The organism is Sphingomonas sp. KR3-1 (assembly GCF_040049295.1).
Taxonomy (GTDB): Bacteria; Pseudomonadota; Alphaproteobacteria; order Sphingomonadales; family Sphingomonadaceae; genus Sphingomonas.
The window spans coordinates 343222-360696 of the sequence record NZ_JBDZDQ010000001.1; the positions used below are offsets into that span (position 1 = coordinate 343222).

Here is a 17475-nt window from a genome sequence, read left to right on the forward strand (position 1 = left end):
ATCGGTCCCTTGTGTGTTCGTCACACACCAGACCGGAGCGGGCGCGGGTTTATTCCCGGCCCCGCGAAATTATTCGAAGGCGAACACCGAAGCCGGCTTCAGCACGCCATTGTCGGTCTCGGCGAACCGATAGTCCGCCAGCACCCGCAGCCGCTCCACCGGCAGCGGCGCGCGGCGGGGATCGCCGACCAGCACGTCCACGCCCGCCGCCCGGCAGCGCGCCAGGAACGGCAACACGCGCGCAGCAGGTTCGGGATCGTAGAACACGTCGCCGGCCAGGATCAGCGCCACCTCGGGCACCGGCCCGTCGGTCAAGTCGCCGAGCACGGCGTCTACCGCCACGCCGTTCAGCGCGGCATTGAGCGGTAGCGCGGCGATCGCATAGGGATCGATATCGGCGGCCATCACCGAAGCCACGCCAGCCTTCGCCGCGGCGATCGCCACCAGCCCCGATCCGGTGCCGAGGTCGAGCACGCGTCGCCCGCGCACCATTTCCGGCCGGTCGAGCACGAACCGCGCCAGCGCCAGCCCGCCCAGCCAGTAATAGGCCCAGTAAGGCGAACCGAAATCCGCGTCGTCGGCCGCCAGCCGGCCCAGGCCGCTCGCCGGCACGGCCTTGTGCAGCACGATCTCAGGAACACCGGGCACAGGCAGCACGGGCAGCCGCGCCCGGATGAAGTCTGCGGCGTTCAGGCCGGCCGCCGCCATGCGCCGATCGCCAGGCAGATCCAGCCCGCGATCAGTGCTGCGCCGCCCAGCGGCGTCACCGCGCCCAGCCAGTGCGGGGCGCCGAACGCCATCAGGTAGAGCGTGCCCGCGAACAATGCGCCGCCCACCACGAACAGCCAGGGCGAGATCCGCTCGCCCATCCGGATCGCGACCAGCGCCGCGACCGCGTGGATCAGCTGGTAATGCCCGCCGGTCTTGAGCCATTCCGCCGCCTGCCCGCTCGCACTATGCGCGGCGAACGCGCCCGTCGCCACCGCAAGCGCGCCCGAAAGCGCCGCAAGCACCGTCACCAATCGCGTCATCCCGAGCTCTCCAGGTCGATCTCGATCGCCGCGGCCAGGCTGGCATGGGTGATCATCCCGTCGATCCCGGCGCGCAGGTCTCCGGTCTCGCGCTGCACGTCGAGGCGGGTGTTGTCGCGCTTGCGATACTCGGCCTCGGTCTTGTCGATCTCGCGCTGGTCGACACCCACCGCCTGCATCGCCTGGCGCGCCATCATCACGGCGCTCTCCAGCACCTCGCGCACCACGCCGCCCACCGGCGCACCCTTCATCTTGATCACGCTGCGCCGGTCGAAGGCGCGCACGAACACCGTCGCCTTGGGAAAGGCATGATGGACCGCCTCGAGGAACTCGGTGTCGATCTTGTCGCCGTCGTTGCAGAAGGTGATCAGCTCGGCCTCGGCGGCGCCCGCCTGACGCAGCATGTCGATGCGCAGGCCGTCGCCATAATAGACCTTCATGCCGAAATCGCCGGCGGTCTGGATCATCTCGACATCAATATCGATGATCGTCACCGGGATGTCCTGCGCGAGCAGCATCTGCGCCACCGTCTGGCCGAAGCGGCCATAGCCGACCACGACGGCGTTGGAGCCCTCGTGGCGCGGCAGGTCCAGCCCCACTGCGCTCGGCGCGGGCTCGGTGCGGATCCGCTTGGTCGCCATCATCAGGAACGGCGTGGTCGCCATCGACAGCGTGACGATCGCGCCGAAGATGCTCGCCGCCTGCCCCTCGATCAGCAGCGCCGACTGGGCCTGGGCGAACAGCACGAAGCCGAACTCGCCGCCCTGGCTGAGCAGCACGCCTAGCGCAAAGGCCTGGCGCCGCGGCATGCCGAAGACCATGCCCAGCCCCATGATGATCGCAGCCTTGGCGGCGATCAGCGCCAGCGCCATGCCGATCACGAAGAAGGGCCGCTCGGCGATCGCGTGGAGGTTGAGCGTCATGCCCACCGCGAGGAAGAACAGGCCGAGCAGGATCGAGCGGAACGGCTCGACATCTGCCTCCAGCTCGTGCCGATAGGGCGAATCCGCCAGCATCACGCCCGCGATGAAGGCCCCCAGCGCTGCCGATAGCCCGATCATCTCCATGATCGCCGCGGCGGCGATCACGGTGAACAGCCCGGCGAAGATGAACATCTCGCGCTCGCCGAGATTGCCGATCAGGCGGAACAGCGGGCGCAGCAGGTAGCGGCCCGCCAGGATTAGCCCGATGATCGCCGCCACCGTGTAGATGCCGAGCAGCCAGCCCGGCGTGCCGACCTGCCCATGCGGGTTGCGCGAGAGCGCGGCGACGATCGTGATCAGCGGCACGATCGACAGGTCCTGGAACAGCAGTATCGCGAAGGCGCGCTCGCCCAGCGGCGTGCGCAGCCGCCCGGCAGATTGCAGCATCGGCAGCACCTGCGCGGTCGAGGACAGCGCCAGCGGCAGGCCGAGCGCCAGCGCGGCGCCGATCGAGCTGCCGGTCGCGACCCACACCATACCGGCGATCGCCAGCCCGCAGATCGTCACCTGGAGCAGGCCGAGGCCGAAGATGTCCTTGCGCATCCGCCACAGCCGCGACGGGCTGAGCTCGAGGCCCACCAAGAACAGCAGCAGCGCGATGCCGAGCTCGGCGATGCCCATCTTGCTCTCGGCATCGCCGACGAGTCCCAGCACTTGCGGCCCGACCACGGCGCCCGCGACGAGATAGCCAAGCGTCGCACCCAGGCCGAAGCGCCGGAAGATCAGAACGAAGACGAGCGCGAACCCGAGCAGCGGCACATATTCGCCGAGCAGCGAAGCGTCACTGGAATGCTCCATTAGCCGCGTGCCTTTCCGGCGGCTTCGGCCACCGCCTCGAAGGCGAGCCGGATCGCGGCGTGCCGCCCGCGATGCTCGAGCGCCGGCGTAAACAGGTCGAGCCCCGGCCAGGCGGGTGGCGTCGCGCGTTCGCCGGCAAGCCAGGCGGTGAGATCGTCGCGCGCGGCTTCCAGCTCCTCGAGCGAGCGACCCACCGCATGCGCCTCCATCAGCGCCGCCGATGCCTGGCCGAGCGCGCAGGCGCGGACGACCATGCCGATCGCGGCAACGTGGCCGGCGTCATCCAATGTCACATCGACAGTGACGCGGCTCCCGCAGACTGGGGAGCGCTTCTCGGAGGAGGCCATCGCCCCCTCCAGCCGCGCCTCGAACGGCACGGAGGCCGCGAGACGCAGGATTTCGGTATTGTAGAGCGGCGCGTTCATCTCCTCCCGACTTAGGGGAGCGGCGCGCGATGCGCGACCCCCTATCGGGTAGAATTCGCCTCGGTGGCCGACTTGTTGTCATGCGCGTCGCCGAACACCGGCTCGCCCTTGCGGCGGCGATCGACGAAATCGGCGATGCTCGCGCTGGTCGCGTTGAGCAGCGGATAGGTGGTCGACTTGGTGATCCACCCCGGCCGGTTGGCCGGACCGCCGCTCACGGTATCGAACAGCAGCACGAGCAGCAGGAAGGTGATGCTGACCAGGATCAGGCCCTTGAGCGCGCCGAATCCCAGCCCGAGTGCGCGGTCGATTGGGCCGAGAAAGCTCTCGCGCGTCCGCGATCCGATCGAATTGGCGATCAGCCGCCCGCCGAAATAGGTGACGCCGACGAGGATCACGAACGATAGCACGGCGCCGCCCTGCGCGGTTCCGACCAGCCCGGCCAGCATCGCGGCCAGCGGCGTGTGGAACAGCTTGAGCGCCAGCACGATCAGCAGCCAAGCGACTAGCGCCAGAACTTCGGTGACGAAGCCGCGCAGGAATCCCAGCACGCCGGCACCGCCGATCACGAGCAGCACGATGATATCGAGCCCGGTCAAAGTCATTGGAACACGTCCCTCCCCGGGACGGCCTATAGCGGAGGACGGGGGCGGAGCGGAAGCGGGATTGCGATCCCGCGCGCGCCGCGCGATGAAGCGCGACGCAAGGGGGAAGGCATGGAACGGCCGCGTCCGATCATCTGGTTTTCGCGCTACTATCTCACGGCGCTGGCGCTGAAGACGCTGGGCACGCTGGCCGACTGGACGCACGCCAACGCCGCCGCCCTGCAGATCGGGCTGATCGTCGCGCTGCTGCTATGGTTCGGCGTGGTCCATCGCCGCTCGAACGTCGCGCGGTGGATCCTGCTCCTCGCCTATGCGCCGAGCCTGGCGCTGGCGATACTGGGCATCGCGGGGGGAGGATATATTCCGCTCACGGTCCTCTTCTATATCGCGTCGCTCGTGTTCTTCTCGGCCGCCATCGTGCAACTCGTCCGCAATCGGGTGGACGGCTGGTTTGCGAAGACGCCGCCTAGCCCTGACGCGTGATCCTGAGCGCCCAGCGGTCGTACCCCAGTTCTTCGACGCGCTTCATCACCTGCTGTGCCAGCGCCGAGGACGGCACCGCCTCGCGCGACAGCACCCACAGGTACCGCCCGCTCGGCTCGCCGACGATCGACCATGCATAGTCGTCGCCATGATCGAGCACCCAATAGTCCCCGGTATAGAGCGGCCCGAAGAACGACACCTTGAGCTTGGCGTTGGTCGCCTCGTCAGCGATGATCGCCTTGCCTTCGGAGATGCTGCGCTCGCCGTCCCGCGTGCCGGCATTGGTCACCCGGATCTTGCCATCCTCGAGCAGCGCATATTCGGCGGTGACCGCGTCCAGCCCCTTTTCGAAGCGGTTCTCGTGCCGCGCCAGTTCGTACCATTTGCCGAGATAGCGCGTCAGCTCGACCGGCTTGGCCGGCTCGGGCACCTTGGGATTGATCACCGGCGGGCGGGTGCTGCGCGAATAGAGGAAGATGCCGCCGATCGCGGCGACCGCGACGCCCGAGGCAATCGAGATGGCAGTGGAGCGCTTCATTTGGCCAATCTGGTCCGTAAGTCGCGGAAAGGATAGCCCTTCAATGATAGGGCGTGCAGCTTCGTTCCTTGTCGTTCCACAGCGGGATGATCCGCACGCGGCGCTTGCCATAATAGCTGAGGTCCATCGACACGCGCACCGGCGCGCCTTCGCGCGTGTAGATGTCCTGGTCGCCCCAGCGCCCGTTGCCGGTCTCGCAATGCCGCCAGCCCTCGCGCTGCAGCGCCTCGACCAGGCGGAAGACGGCCTCCTGCTCGCCGTTGTTCCATAGCGTCAGATGATCGAAACCGCCGGTGCCGTCGCTTCCGATCAAGTCGATGGCCGCTTCATAGGGCCCTTGCCCGGCGATCATCACCGGCGCGCTGCGGCAGCGCATGCGAATTCCGTCGAGCTGGACGCATTTTGTAAAGCCGGCGCGCTGCGAATCCGCTGCAGTGCCGCTCACCGGAAACCCGGCAAACACCAGTCGCGGCGGCGGCGTGCGGACTGGCTCCTTGCCTGCCCACAGTATCCCTCCCAGCAGCGCGGCAGCGGCCAGCGCCGGCGCCAGCATCCCGGGGCGCACCCATTCGACTGCCAGTTCGCGCAGCATCGATCTTCCCGCCTTTCGGGATACGTTATTCTATAGCATCGAGTGCAATTGCAACCCGTCGAAGCCTGCGGATGCCGCAGCTCACCGCCCGAGCAGGTGATCCACGAACTGCGCGAGCGACTTGAACCCGGCCAGCGACAGTCCGCCCTTGTCGTTGACCTGCGCGATCGGCGCCATCGCGCGGCCGAAGCCGAGCTTGGCCGCCTCCCGGCAGCGCAGCGCGCCATGCGCCACCGGCCGCACCTCGCCCGACAGCGCGACTTCGCCGAACACCACCGCGTCCGCCGGGATCGGCCGCTCGCTCAGTGCCGAGACCAGCGCCGCCGCCACCGCCAGGTCGGCAGCCGGATCCTGCACCCGGTAGCCGCCGGCGATGTTGAGATAGACTTCGCAGGTCGAGAAGCTGAGCCCGCAGCGCGCCTCGAGCACCGCGAGGATCATGGACAGCCGCGCCGAATCCCAGCCGACCACCGCGCGCCGCGGCGTCGCCCCGCTCGCCAGCCGCACGGTGAGCGCCTGCACCTCGACCAGCACCGGGCGGGTACCTTCCAGCGCGGGGAACACCACCGTGCCGGTCACGCTCTCGTCGCGCGAGGTGAGGAACAGCGACGAGGGATTGGAGACTTCCTCCAGCCCTTCGGTCTGCATCGCGAACACGCCGATCTCGTCGGTGCCGCCGAAGCGGTTCTTCACCGCGCGCAGGATGCGGTACTGGTGGCTGCGCTCGCCCTCGAAGCTCAGCACCGTGTCGACCATGTGCTCGAGCACGCGCGGGCCGGCAATGCTGCCGTCCTTGGTGACATGGCCGACCAGCACCACCGCGCTGCCGCGCTCCTTGGCGAAGCGGATCAGCTCGCCCGATGCGGCGCGGACCTGGCTGACCGTGCCCGGTGCGCCCTCGATCAGGTCCGAGTGCATCGTCTGGATCGAGTCGATGATCAGCAGCGCAGGCGGCTCGCCCTCGCCCATCGTCGTCAGGATATCGCGTACCGACGTCGCCGCGGCGAACATCACCGGCGCGCCGCCCAGCCCCAGCCGCCGCGCGCGCAGCCGCACCTGGTCGCCCGCTTCCTCGCCCGAGACATAGACGACCTTGAGCCCGCGCTGCGCGATCTTAGCGGCCGCCTGAAGCAGCAGCGTCGACTTGCCGATGCCGGGATCGCCGCCGATCAGCGTCGCCGATCCCTCGACAAAGCCGCCGCCCAGCGCGCGATCGAGCTCGGCGATCCCGGTCGAAGTCCGCTCGGGCAGCTCGATATCGGTGTTGAGCCCGGAGAGCAGGATCGCCCGTCCGCCCGACTGGAGGTTATGCCGCGCCTGGAACGGCGTCACATTGGCGCCGGCATCCTCGACCAGCTGGTTCCACTCGCCGCAATCGCCGCATTGCCCCGCCCACTGCGCGGTGACCGAGCCACAGGCCTGGCAGACATAACGCTTCTTCGGTTTCGCCATGGAGCGAGACTAGCAAGAGAACAGGAAGGGAACAACCATCAAATGCGCGGCCCCGGCCATTCCGGAATGGCGCCCGCTTCCACCACGGTCATGTTCGCGCCCTCGGTTGCGCGCACCGGCACCGCGGAGGGGTCGAAGCCATCGAGACAGAAGATGTTCACGCCGAAATGATCGGGCGCGGCGCGCTTGCGGTGGAAAACGTAGATGCCGCAGCGGCTGCAGAAATAATGGCGCGCCCGCCCGGTGTTCCACTGATATTCCGTCAGCAGCGCTTCGCCGTCCAACACCGTCAGCGCCGCCTCGGGGACCTTCACCATCAGCGCATTGCGCTTGACGCAAAGCGAGCAATCGCAGGTGGTGAGTTCGTCGATCGGATGCGAAATCGCAAAGCGCACGCCGCCGCAATGGCACGATCCCGGTTGCGCGTTCACCATGTCGCTTCCCCCTCCAGATAGAAGATGCAGCCGCCGACCAGCTCGACCCGGTCGCCAAGCATGCGGCACAGCAGCTCGCCGCCCCGCGCCGATGCCTGCCAGGCCCGGATCTCGCTTTTGCCCAGACGTTCGGCCCAATAGGGTGCAAGCCCGCAATGCGCGCCCCCGGTCACCGGATCCTCGTCCAGGCCCTTGGCCGGTGCGAAATAGCGACTGACGCAATCAAAGCCCGAATCCCCGGCCGCGGTGACGATGACGCCGCCGGCCGGCAGCGCCGCGATCGCCGCGATGTCCGGCGCCAGTTCGCGGACGCCCGCAGCATCGGTCAGACGAACCAGGAAATTGCCGCCATCCCATAGGGTCTCGACCGGCCTGGCGCGCAGTGCGGTCGCCAGCGCTGTCGGGGCGTCGCAGGGCGTGATGCTGCGCGCCGGAAAATCCATCGCGAAGCCGCTTCCCTCGCGCCGCACGGTTAGCGGGCCGCTCTTCGAATAGAAGCGCACCGATGGCCGGCCGGGGTCCAGCCGCTCCAGCACCACCGCCGCGCTCGCCAGCGTGGCATGGCCGCACAGGGGCACCTCGACGGTCGGCGTGAACCAGCGGATCTCGAAGTCCGCGCCCCGGGGCACGAGAAAGGCGGTCTCGGACAGATTATTCTCTGCCGCGACAAGCTGGAGCTGTGCCTCGTCGAACCACGCATCCAGCAGCATTATCGCCGCCGGATTGCCGGTGAACCGGCGGGTGGCAAAGGCATCGAGCTGGAAGAACCGGGCGCGCATGCCGCCTTCCTAGGGAGCGCGCACGCGCAGGGCTAGCCCGGCCGCAATTCCCCTCCGAGCTTCAATACCCTGGTCCCGCCCTCCTGCACGATCAGATAGGCCGGGTTCGCGCGCGAGCCGTTGCGCACCACTCTGGTGCCCTTGAACGTGCGCTGCACGCGCCGCTCGAAGCGTTCCTCTATCCTGCCGTGCGCGATGTCGTCGGCCCAGGTCCAATGCACCTTCGCGCCTTTTCGAAAGCTGTTCTCCATGGCCAGGACAATTCGCCACAGCCCCACAAGGTTGCCCCGTGCGCCTGCGGAAGGTATCGCGCCCGCATGAAGCCCACCGACCTCCGCGTCGCGCTGTTCAGCGGCAACTACAACTATGTCCGCGACGGCGCGAACCAGGCGCTCAACCTGCTCGTCCGCTATCTGCTCGATCACGGGGTGCAGGTCCGCGTCTATTCGCCGACCACCGACACGCCCGCCTTTCCGCCAGCGGGCGACCTGGTGAGCGTGCCGTCCTGGCCGGTGCCGGGCGGCCGCGACGAATACAAGTTCGCCAAGGGCATCAAGGCAGTGCTGCCCGATCTCGAGGCGTTCGCGCCGAACATCGTCCATGTCTCGGCGCCCGAAATCCTGTGCCACCGCGCCGTCACCTGGGCGCGCAAGAACAACATCGCCACGGTCGGCTCGGTCCACACCCGCTTCGAGACCTATCCCGCCTATTACCATATCGGCTTCGTCACCCCGCTGCTGATCCGCCTGCTCACCCGCTTCTACAACCGGATCGACACGCTGCTCCCCACCGGGCGTGGGATGGAGGAGTTGCTGCGCAGCTGGGGCGTCACGCCGCCGATGCGCACCTGGTCGCGCGGCGTGAACCATGCGCGGTTCAACCCCGAGCAGCGCAGCCTGGAATGGCGCCGCGGCCTGGGCATCCAGGACGACGAAGTCGCAGTGACCTTTCTCGGCCGGCTGGTGCTGGAAAAGGGCCTCGACATCTTCGCGGAGGTGGTCGCCGAGCTGGAGCGCCGCGGCGTGAAGCACCGCGTGCTGGTGATCGGCAAGGGGCCGGCGCAGGAATGGTTCGCCGAGCGCGTGCCCGATGCGGTGTTTGCCGGCTTCCAGTCGGGCGACAATCTCGGCCGCGCGGTCGCCTCGATGGACGTGTTCTTCAATCCCTCACTGACCGAGAGCTTCGGCAACGTCACGCTGGAGGCGATGGCCGCCGGCGTCGCGGTGGTCGCCGCCAATGCCGTCGGCCCGGTCGGCATGGTCGAGGAGAATGTCAGCGGCGTGCTGGTCGAGCCCGGCAAGGGAGCGGTCGGCCGCTATGCCGATGCGATCCAGCATTATTGCGAGGATCACGAAGCGCGGAAGGCCGCCGGCGCGGCCGGGCACCGGCTCGCCAGCGCCTATGTGTGGGACGCGATCAACCAGAAGGTGATCGACGCCTATCTCGAGACGATCGAGCGGCGCGCCGGATAAGCGCTTTGCGAGGGCCGCCACGAGTGCAATGATCGCATCGTTTCGCAGCGCGACTGTCTCGAAGGACCCTTGCTTTGATCTCGCATTTGGCGGTCGCCGGCTATCGTTCGCTGCGCAGCGTCACGATCGATCTCGGGCAGTTGACGCTCGTCACCGGCGCAAACGGAAGCGGCAAGTCTAGCCTCTATCGCTCGCTCCGCCTGCTCGCCGACACCGCGCAAGGCCGACTGATCGGCTCGCTCGCGGCGGAAGGCGGGCTGTCGTCGGCGCTGTGGGCCGGACCCGAGAAATTCAGCCGCGAGATGCTGCGCGGCACTCAACCCGTGCAGGGTACCGTCCGATCGGGCCCCGTAAGCCTGAAACTCGGCTTCTCGGGCACGGACTTCGGCTATGCGATCGATCTCGGGCTGCCCGACCCGACGCATGCGTTCAGCCGCGATCCCGAGATCAAGGTCGAGACGATGTGGACGGGCCCACTGCTCGATCGGAGCAATGCCTTTGCCGAGCGACGCGGCCCGGCGGTGCGCTTGCGTACGGCCGCCAACGGTGAATGGCGCCGCGCGATGGACGGCCTGCTGCCCTTCGATTCGATGGTCACCCACTGCGCCGATTCGGTCGACGGCCTCGAACTGCTGCTGATGCGCGAGCGGATGCGCAACTGGCGGTTCTACGACAATCTGCGCACCGACATCGATGCCCCTGCACGCCGCCCGCAGGTGATGACCTATACGCCGGTGCTCGGCAGCGATGGTGCCGATCTCGCCGCCGCCATCGCCACGATCCTTGCAATCGGCGACGCCCAGGCGCTGGAGGAGGCCGTGGACGACGCCTTTCCCGGCTCGCACGTCCGCGTCGATGGCGGCGATTACGGCATGGTCGAGATGCGCCAGCCCGGCCTGCTCCGGCCGCTTGGCGCCAAGGAATTGTCCGACGGCACCTTGCGCTACCTGCTGCTCATCGCCGCGCTGCTCTCCCCGCGCCCTCCGGAGATCATGATCCTCAACGAGCCCGAAGTGAGCCTGCACCCTTCGCTGCTCGACGCGCTGGCACGGCTGCTGATCGAAGCGTCCCGCCGCTGCCAGATCGTGCTGGTGTCGCACAGCGAGCGGCTGATCGATTGCCTGCGCCAGGAGCGAGGCGTGCGCAACGTCACGCTGGCCAAGCAGCTTGGCGAAACCCAGGCCGAAGCGGACGAAGCCCCGCGCTGGAACTGGCCGACGCGCTAGCCCCGCTCATTTCCAGTCGTATTTCAGCCCCTCTTCGCGGAACGCGAAGCGGTCGATATGGCGCTCTACCGCGCCCTTCAGCCCTTCGAGCTGCTCGGTCGAGCTGGCGTCGATACGAATGTCGAGCCCGGTCTCGGCGACGTTGAGCGTCACCACCGCATCCCCCGGATAATTGGCGCCGCGTGCATCCTTCGGGAAGATGATCGTGCCGTTCTCCGGCGTGAATTCGACCTGGAGGTTGTGCTCCCAGTGCTTGCACAGCTGCTGCAGGTAGCGGCTGGCGTGCTCGGTGGGGGCAAGCGTCTCGGCCGAAAGCGTGGTCATCGTCATAGATTTGGTCTCCATCGGCGGCGGCACGATCCCGAGCCGCCGCCTTAGCATGTCGAGCCTGGGCAAGGCTCAGAGCCGTTCGATCTTCCGTGCCGCCTCGTCGAGAATCTCCGCGACGTTGTGCAGCACATCGGCATCGACGCTTTCGCCCGCAAGGCGTTCCTGCAGCACGGTACGCAGATTGCCCATCGCCCGGCGGATCGGCCCGCCATCGGCGCGCTCCCGCACGCTGGCGAGCTGCTGGAGCCGCTCGAACAGCGCCGCCACTTCCTCGGCGCGCTCGGCAAGATGCGCGCTGCCGTCCGCGGTGATCGCGAACTGCTTCTTGGCGCCCTCACTCTTGGCCTCCTCGATCAAGCCCATGTCGTCGAGCATGGTCAGCGTGGGATAGACCACGCCCGGGCTCGGGGCATAGGCGCCGCCCGAACGCTCCTCGATCTCCTTGATCAGGTCATAGCCGTGACGCGGTTGCTCCTCGATCAGCTTGAGCAGGACCAGGCGGAGCTCGGTGCCGTCGAACATGCGGCGACGGCCGCCCCGCTCGCCATGCCCGAAGCCGCCGCGTCCGCGGCCGCCCATCGCCCACGCCATGACGAAGTCCGCTCCGCCAAAGCCGCCACGGCGGCCGAAATGCATGCCCTTGGGGCCGCAATGATGATGTCGCATAATATCTCCTGTACGACTCGTGATGCGAACAAGATATATCTTAAAAGGGTTTTGACAAGCCCTAGCGCGCCATCAAAATGCTGCGCACTCCCGAACGGAACAGCGGCAGCCTCGCGCCCAGCCGCAGCCCGGCGTGGCGCGTAATGCGCGCGACCGGGCGCTCGTCGGTGTAGAGCGTGACCAGCAAGTTGGTGCCGAGCCAGAGCGGACGCGCGACGGCGCGGTGGCCGCGCTCATAGGCGCGGATCACGGAGTCCTCGCCCGGATCGCGGCCCTGGCGCAGTGCCTTGCCGATCTCCGCAGCGAGCAGCCCCTGCCCGCTCAGCCCCAGGTTGAAGCCATGCGCCGTCACCGGGTGCATGCCCACCGCCGCGTCGCCGATCAGCGTCGTGCGGCGTGCGCCGAAATGCTTCGCCCAGGTCGTCGCCAGCGGATAGACGTGCCGCGAGCTCGCCACCTCCAACGGTCCGAGCAGGCCGGCCGAGCGCCGGGTCAGCTCGACGCCCAGTGCGGTATCGCAGAGCTTTGCCAGTCGCTCGATCTCACGCTCGGGCAGCGTCAGCACCACCGAGGACATGCCGCCGTTCAGCGGCAGCAACGCGATCGTCTGGTCATGGCCGAACCATTCGGTGGCGACTTGGTCGTGCGGCTTGGGATGGGCGGCGCGGCAGACCAGCATCGCGCGGCCGAGCCGGTTCACCTCGGCCTCGATCCCGAGTGCCTCGCGCAACGGCGAGAAGCGCGAATCCGCCGCGACGAGCAGGCGCCCGCGCACCGTCTCGCCGGTCGACAGCTGCACTTCCGCAAAGCGCCGCTCGGTCCGCGCCGAAACAACGCTCGAGCCGCAGGCGAGCCGCAGCTCGGACTGCTCCGCCACCTGCTCGAACAACGCGCGGCGGATCAGGTGGTTGGGCACCAACCAACCCAGCGCTTCGCCCGCCGGCCCCGGCTCGAAATCGAGCGCAAAGGCTGAGCGCCCGTTGCGCACCCGCGCGGCCCGTAGCGGCGAGACCCTGTCCTTCGGGATGCCTTGCCAAGCCCCTAACCGCTCTAGAATGGCGCGTGAGCCATGCGTCAGTGCGATCTCGCGCCCGTCATAGGAGGGGTCGGCCAGCGCCGCATAGGGCTGGCGCTCGACCAGGATCGCCTCCAGCCCCGTGCCGGCCAGCGACCGTGCAAAGGCCAGTCCCGCCGGCCCGCCACCCACGATGATGACGTCATAGTCCATCCGCGCATCTCCTTTGCCCGCATGATGCACCGGGGGGCGCCCGCGCCAATTGCGTTTGGTCAAAACCTGGGATGCAGAAATCGTCCGCCGCGCCTATCTTGGCGGAATGGCCGATCTTTTCGCCGCACAGGAACCAAGCTTCGCTCCCGACGCGCCGCCGCTCAATGGCCCGCTCGCCGATCGCCTGCGCCCGCAGCAGCTCGCCGATGTCGTGGGACAGGAGCATCTGACCGGACCCGAAGGCGCGATCGGGCGAATGGTCGCGGCGGGCAAGCTGAGCTCCATCATCCTCTGGGGTCCGCCCGGCACCGGCAAGACCACGATCGCCCGGCTGCTCGCCGATGCGGTGGGCCTGCGCTTCGTCGCGATCAGCGCGGTGTTCTCGGGCGTCGCCGACCTCAAGAAGGTGTTCGCCGAGGCCAAGGAATATGGCCGGCTCGGCCGCAAGACCTTGTTGTTCGTGGACGAGATCCACCGCTTCAACCGCGCCCAGCAGGATGGTTTCCTGCCCTATGTCGAGGACGGCACAGTGACGCTGGTTGGCGCCACCACCGAGAACCCGTCTTTCGAACTCAACGCCGCAGTGCTCAGCCGCGCCCAGGTGCTGATCCTCCACCGGCTCGACGCCGCCGCACTGACCCGGCTGCTCGACCGCGCCGAGGCCGCCGAGGAACGCCCCCTGCCCCTCACGCCCGAGGCGCGCGACGCGCTGGTGGCGAGCGCCGACGGCGATGGCCGGTTCCTGCTCAATCAGGCCGAGACGCTGTTCGCCGTGCGCTTCGAGCAACCGCTCGATCCCGCCGGCCTTTCCGCCTTCCTCCAGCGCCGCGTCGCGGTCTATGACAAGGATCGCGAGGGGCATTACAACCTGATCTCTGCGCTCCACAAATCGGTGCGCGGCAGCGATCCCCAGGCCGCTCTCTACTATCTCGCGCGGATGCTCACCGCGGGCGAGGAGCCGCTCTACGTGCTGCGCCGGCTGGTCCGCATGGCCGTGGAGGACATCGGCCTCGCCGATCCGAACGCGCTGGTTCAGTGTCTCGCGGCCAAGGATACCTATGAGTTCCTCGGCAGCCCCGAGGGTGAGCTGGCGATCGCCCAGGCCTGTCTCTACGTCGCCACCGCGCCCAAGTCGAACGCGGCCTATATGGCCCAGAAAGCCGCCTGGCGTTCAGCGAAGGAAACCGGATCGCTGATGCCACCGCAGAACATCCTCAATGCGCCGACCAGGCTGATGAAGGACATCGGCTATGGCAAGGGCTACACCTACGACCACGATGCCGAGGGCGGCTTTTCCGGCGACGACTACTGGCCCGAGGAAATGACGCCGCAGACCTTCTATACCCCCACCGATCGCGGCCATGAAAAGCGCATTGCCGAGCGGCTGGCCTGGTGGAGCGAGATGCGGGAGAAACGGCGGGATGGATGATTGGGACGATGCCATCGCCTATGCCCGCACGCTGCCCGATGTGGTGATGGAAAGCTGGTGGGGCACACCCTGCCCCAAGATCAACGGCAAGGGCCTGATGTCCCCGGGCCGCGAGAAGGGCAGCTTCGCCCTCCTGGTCACCAATCCCGAGAAGGAGATCCTGTTCGAGACCGATCCGGAGACCTTCTGGCAGACCGATCACTACGCCAACTATCCGATGCTGCTGGTCCGCTACGGCACCGGCAGCCGCGAGCGGATCGAACTCTACATCCAGCGCGCCTGGTGGGACCGCGCCAAGAAGCCCCAGCGCATCGCCGCGGGGATGGCGGAGCGGCCCTGAGCTTCACCGACTTCATCGCCATCGACTGGTCCGGCCAGGCAGTCGAGCGCCCCAAGGGCCTCGCCGTCGCTCGGGCCGTGCGCGGAACAGCAGCGCCCGAACTTGTCGAGCGCAACTGGTCGCGCCAGGACATTGCCGACTGGCTCGCCGAACTGGCGGACAGCGGCACGCGCGCGCTGATCGGCCTCGATCTGTCCCCGGCCTTCCCGATGGCCGATGAAGGCAGTTATTTCCCCGGCTGGGAATTCTCCCCGCCCGACGGGCCAGCGCTATGGAAGCTGGTGGAAGAACTCTCCGCCGACGACCCGCACCTTGCCGCCACCAGCTTCGTCAACCACCCGCAAGCCCGCCGCCATTTCCGCCAGAGGGAAGATTGCGGCGACCTGTTCCCGCCCGGCCGCGGCCGCTTCCGCGTGTGCGAGCATGGCCAGGAAGCGATGCGCCTCTCGCCATACAGCTGCTTCAACCTGATTGGCGCCAGCCAAGTCGGCAAGTCGAGCCTAACCGGCATGCGCGTGCTGTATCGGCTACGCGGAAAGCTGCCGCTCTGGCCATTCGACCCTCTGCCCGAAGCCGGCCCGGTGCTGGTCGAGATCTACACCGCGCTCGCCGCGCGCAGCGCCGGCATGCGCAAGGGCATCTCCAAGATCCGCGACGCGGCTACGCTGGACGTCATGCTCGCCGCATTCGGCTCGGAGCCACACGCCCCGCTCGCCCGCTATGACGATCACGCCACCGACGCGATGCTCAGCGCCGCCTGGCTACGGGCAGTCGCGGACGATCGCGCGCTCTGGACCCCGGAAGGCCTCACTCCCGAGCTAGCCCACACCGAAGGCTGGACCTTCGGGGTACGCTAGGCCAGCTGCGCCGCGATCTCGCGCAGTGCCTGCTCGAAGGCCTCGGGCGGCTGGCCGCCGGAGATCAGCCATTTGTCCTCGATCACGATCGCCGGCACCGAACTGATCCCCCGGCTCTGCCAGAGCTGCTCGGCCGCACGGACTTCCTCTGCGTAGCGGCCCGAGACGAGTATCTCGCGCGCCGCCGCCCCCTCCAACCCCGCCTTTTCCGCGGCGGCGACGAGCACGTCATGGTTCGACGGGTCCTGCTGGTCGGTGAAATAGGCGGTGAACAGCGCATGCTTGAGCGCCGCCTGCTTGCCCTCGATCTCTGCCCAGTGCAGCAGCCGGTGCGCATCGAAGGTGTTGTAGATGCGGCTGTCCGCCGTGCCGTTCATCGCGAAGCCGAGCGCGGCGGCGCGGTCGCGGATCATCTGGCGGTTGGCGGCGGACTGTTCGGGCGTCGAGCCGTATTTCTTCGCGATATGCTCGCCGATATTCTCGCCCTCGGGCGCCATTTGCGGGTTGAGCTCGAAGGGCTGGAAGGTGATCCGCGCGTCGACAGCGCCCTCGGCCCGTGCCAGCGCTTCCTCGAGCCCGCGCAGCCCGATGATGCACCAGGGGCAGGAAACGTCGGAGACGAAATCGATCTTCAGCGGGCGGGGCATTGGCGGATCCTCATCGCGGGTTCGCGCCTCATATGTGGTGCCTCAGCCTCTATGCCAACGCCCTTGACCCTCACGGGCAAACCGATCACAGCCGCATCCGACGCCGGGTTAGCTCAGCTGGTAGAGCAGCGGTTTTGTAAACCGAAGGTCGCGGGTTCGATCCCTGCACTCGGCACCATGCCGCCCAGTAGCTCGGGCTCCCCTTCCAGCCAGGTTATGGTTCCTGTGCAAGCAGCGAGACAAGGTCCGTCGTCGCGAGCGAATCCGCGGTCCATGTCCTGAAGTCCTCGATCAGCAGGGGCGTCGCGCGCACGCGCGTCGCCGGGCCGATCTCCACATAGCCCGAGGCTTCCGCACCGCGCAGCATGCCGCGGACATGCACCCGCGTCGTCGCGCTGCGCTCCGCGGCGAGCGAATAGAAGCCGGGTTCGGTCCAGCCGTCCGGCGCATCGCGCGCGGACTGGAGCAACGTGGCCAAGATGCGCGCGCCGCCAGCCTGATACAGGAAGGAGTCCACCGGGGGGTGCATCACCATCGTCTTCCGTGCCATTCCGAGCGTGCGGAGCGAAGCGCGGCGATAGCCGCGATGATAGCCCGGATCGCGCGCGATCGCTTCCTGCAGGCGCCGCTCCTCCGGCATCAGCAGCGCAAGCGGGGCATGAAACACCGAGACCCATTCGCGGTCGATCGCCAGCATCGCCTCGGTGGGGCGCAGACGATGCCGGCGGCGATCCTCCGCCATGGGGGTCTCGACCAGGTGGCCATCGGCGCGCATCTCTTCGACATAGCGCCGTACCCGGCGGTCCGGACCGATCGCCATGATCGCGGCCAGCTCGACCAGCCGGGCCACCGTCAGCCAGGTCTCTGGATCCTCCTCGCGCTCGCCCGCCGCGATGCAGATCGCCAGCATGAAGGTGACCGCGCGCTTGTACTCCGACAGCTCGCGGATCAGCCGCCGGTCCTCGCCGTAGAGCGTGGCGAGGCCATCGATCAGACTGGACACGGCGGCGTCGAACCGGGGGTGCCGCAGCAACTCTTCGGCGGACGCATAAGGGGGCAGCGGCGGAGGTTGCGAGGCCATGGCTGTCGGGGAATTCCATGAGATCGAGCTGAGACTCGATTGTATTTACAGGAAAATCCCTCCCTCGATAGCGGAATAG

The 17475-nt window shown here is 67.8% G+C and carries 22 protein-coding genes and 1 tRNA gene; 7 read left to right on the forward strand and 16 right to left on the reverse strand.

What is annotated here, in order from left to right:
• Nucleotides 1-69 precede the first annotated feature (69 nt).
• From ABLE38_RS01865 to ABLE38_RS01885, 5 genes are read right to left on the reverse strand one after another with little or no spacing between them, the layout of a single operon-like run.
• Nucleotides 70-708 carry a 50S ribosomal protein L11 methyltransferase gene (locus tag ABLE38_RS01865; RefSeq protein ID WP_348972467.1) on the reverse strand — a complete coding sequence of 213 codons (639 nt, stop codon included), beginning with the start codon at nt 706-708 and terminating at the stop codon, nt 70-72.
• Nucleotides 690-1031, reverse strand: coding sequence for a DUF423 domain-containing protein (locus ABLE38_RS01870; protein WP_348972468.1), 342 nt, complete (start codon nt 1029-1031; stop codon nt 690-692). Before ABLE38_RS01870 ends, ABLE38_RS01865 begins: the two co-directional genes overlap by 19 nt.
• The gene (locus tag ABLE38_RS01875; RefSeq protein WP_348972469.1) at nt 1028-2812 is read right to left on the reverse strand and encodes a cation:proton antiporter; all 1785 of its coding nucleotides are present in this window, start codon (nt 2810-2812) and stop codon (nt 1028-1030) included. The genes ABLE38_RS01870 and ABLE38_RS01875 overlap by 4 nt, the downstream gene beginning before the upstream one ends.
• On the reverse strand, nt 2812-3237 hold the full coding sequence (locus ABLE38_RS01880) for an iron-sulfur cluster assembly scaffold protein (protein WP_348972470.1): 426 nt from the start codon (nt 3235-3237) through the stop codon (nt 2812-2814). The genes ABLE38_RS01875 and ABLE38_RS01880 overlap by 1 nt, the downstream gene beginning before the upstream one ends.
• A gap of 41 nt (nt 3238-3278) precedes the next feature.
• Nucleotides 3279-3842 (reverse strand): CvpA family protein, encoded by a 564-nt coding sequence (locus ABLE38_RS01885; protein ID WP_348972471.1) that lies wholly within the window; start codon nt 3840-3842, stop codon nt 3279-3281.
• Between the two features lie 111 nt (nt 3843-3953).
• Between ABLE38_RS01885 and ABLE38_RS01890 the strand changes: the two genes are divergently transcribed.
• On the forward strand, nt 3954-4325 hold the full coding sequence (locus ABLE38_RS01890; RefSeq protein ID WP_348972472.1) for a hypothetical protein: 372 nt from the start codon (nt 3954-3956) through the stop codon (nt 4323-4325).
• On the opposite strand, the gene ABLE38_RS01895 is transcribed toward ABLE38_RS01890, so the two are convergent.
• From ABLE38_RS01895 to ABLE38_RS01920, 6 genes are all read right to left on the reverse strand, one after another.
• Nucleotides 4309-4863 (reverse strand): lipocalin family protein, encoded by a 555-nt coding sequence (locus tag ABLE38_RS01895; RefSeq protein WP_348972473.1) that lies wholly within the window; start codon nt 4861-4863, stop codon nt 4309-4311. The two genes, ABLE38_RS01890 and ABLE38_RS01895, sit on opposite strands and share 17 nt — an antisense overlap.
• A 40-nt stretch (nt 4864-4903) precedes the next feature.
• Nucleotides 4904-5455, reverse strand: a complete 552-nt coding sequence (locus tag ABLE38_RS01900) for a hypothetical protein (RefSeq protein WP_348972474.1) — start codon at nt 5453-5455, stop codon at nt 4904-4906.
• An 81-nt stretch (nt 5456-5536) separates the two neighbouring features.
• A complete protein-coding gene (gene radA / locus ABLE38_RS01905) occupies nt 5537-6907 on the reverse strand; it encodes a DNA repair protein RadA (RefSeq protein WP_348972475.1) in 1371 nt (456 codons plus the stop codon).
• Nucleotides 6908-6945: 38 nt separating this feature from the next.
• Complete coding sequence (locus ABLE38_RS01910; RefSeq protein WP_348972476.1) at nt 6946-7302, reverse strand: GFA family protein; 357 nt, start codon at nt 7300-7302, stop codon at nt 6946-6948.
• A 32-nt stretch (nt 7303-7334) separates the two neighbouring features.
• A complete protein-coding gene (locus ABLE38_RS01915; protein WP_348972477.1) occupies nt 7335-8120 on the reverse strand; it encodes a PhzF family phenazine biosynthesis protein in 786 nt (261 codons plus the stop codon).
• A gap of 32 nt (nt 8121-8152) precedes the next feature.
• Nucleotides 8153-8371 (reverse strand): DUF2945 domain-containing protein, encoded by a 219-nt coding sequence (locus ABLE38_RS01920; protein ID WP_348972478.1) that lies wholly within the window; start codon nt 8369-8371, stop codon nt 8153-8155.
• A 66-nt stretch (nt 8372-8437) separates the two neighbouring features.
• Here ABLE38_RS01920 and ABLE38_RS01925 point away from each other — a divergent pair, with 66 nt between their 5' ends.
• On the forward strand, nt 8438-9592 hold the full coding sequence (locus tag ABLE38_RS01925; protein WP_348972479.1) for a glycosyltransferase family 1 protein: 1155 nt from the start codon (nt 8438-8440) through the stop codon (nt 9590-9592).
• 74 nt (nt 9593-9666) lie between these two features.
• Nucleotides 9667-10818, forward strand: a complete 1152-nt coding sequence (locus ABLE38_RS01930; protein ID WP_348972480.1) for an AAA family ATPase — start codon at nt 9667-9669, stop codon at nt 10816-10818.
• Nucleotides 10819-10824: 6 nt separating this feature from the next.
• Here the strand turns inward: ABLE38_RS01930 and ABLE38_RS01935 are convergent, their stop codons facing one another.
• The 3 genes from ABLE38_RS01935 to ubiM all read right to left on the reverse strand — a co-directional run bounded on the left by ABLE38_RS01935 (nt 10825) and on the right by ubiM (nt 13042).
• Complete coding sequence (locus ABLE38_RS01935) at nt 10825-11148, reverse strand: DUF2218 domain-containing protein (RefSeq protein WP_348972481.1); 324 nt, start codon at nt 11146-11148, stop codon at nt 10825-10827.
• A gap of 69 nt (nt 11149-11217) precedes the next feature.
• The gene (locus ABLE38_RS01940; protein ID WP_348974436.1) at nt 11218-11727 is read right to left on the reverse strand and encodes a PadR family transcriptional regulator; all 510 of its coding nucleotides are present in this window, start codon (nt 11725-11727) and stop codon (nt 11218-11220) included.
• Nucleotides 11728-11875: 148 nt separating this feature from the next.
• Nucleotides 11876-13042 (reverse strand): 5-demethoxyubiquinol-8 5-hydroxylase UbiM, encoded by a 1167-nt coding sequence (gene ubiM, locus ABLE38_RS01945; RefSeq protein WP_348972482.1) that lies wholly within the window; start codon nt 13040-13042, stop codon nt 11876-11878.
• A 106-nt stretch (nt 13043-13148) separates the two neighbouring features.
• Here ubiM and ABLE38_RS01950 point away from each other — a divergent pair, with 106 nt between their 5' ends.
• From ABLE38_RS01950 to ABLE38_RS01960, 3 genes are read left to right on the forward strand one after another with little or no spacing between them, the layout of a single operon-like run.
• Nucleotides 13149-14471, forward strand: coding sequence for a replication-associated recombination protein A (locus ABLE38_RS01950; protein ID WP_348972483.1), 1323 nt, complete (start codon nt 13149-13151; stop codon nt 14469-14471).
• On the forward strand, nt 14464-14811 hold the full coding sequence (locus ABLE38_RS01955; RefSeq protein WP_348972484.1) for a hypothetical protein: 348 nt from the start codon (nt 14464-14466) through the stop codon (nt 14809-14811). Before ABLE38_RS01950 ends, ABLE38_RS01955 begins: the two co-directional genes overlap by 8 nt.
• Nucleotides 14754-15668: a hypothetical protein gene (locus tag ABLE38_RS01960; protein ID WP_348972485.1), complete on the forward strand. Its 915-nt coding sequence runs from the start codon at nt 14754-14756 to the stop codon at nt 15666-15668. The genes ABLE38_RS01955 and ABLE38_RS01960 overlap by 58 nt, the downstream gene beginning before the upstream one ends.
• Here the strand turns inward: ABLE38_RS01960 and ABLE38_RS01965 are convergent.
• Nucleotides 15665-16315, reverse strand: coding sequence for a DsbA family oxidoreductase (locus tag ABLE38_RS01965; RefSeq protein WP_348972486.1), 651 nt, complete (start codon nt 16313-16315; stop codon nt 15665-15667). The two genes, ABLE38_RS01960 and ABLE38_RS01965, sit on opposite strands and share 4 nt — an antisense overlap.
• Before the next feature lie 102 nt (nt 16316-16417).
• On the opposite strand from ABLE38_RS01965, the gene ABLE38_RS01970 reads away from it, so the two are divergent.
• A tRNA-Thr gene (locus ABLE38_RS01970) sits at nt 16418-16493 on the forward strand.
• A gap of 36 nt (nt 16494-16529) precedes the next feature.
• On the opposite strand, the gene ABLE38_RS01975 is transcribed toward ABLE38_RS01970, so the two are convergent.
• Entirely contained in the window at nt 16530-17318 is a 789-nt protein-coding gene (locus ABLE38_RS01975) for a hypothetical protein (RefSeq protein ID WP_348972487.1), read from the reverse strand.
• Nucleotides 17319-17475: the final 157 nt, after the last annotated feature.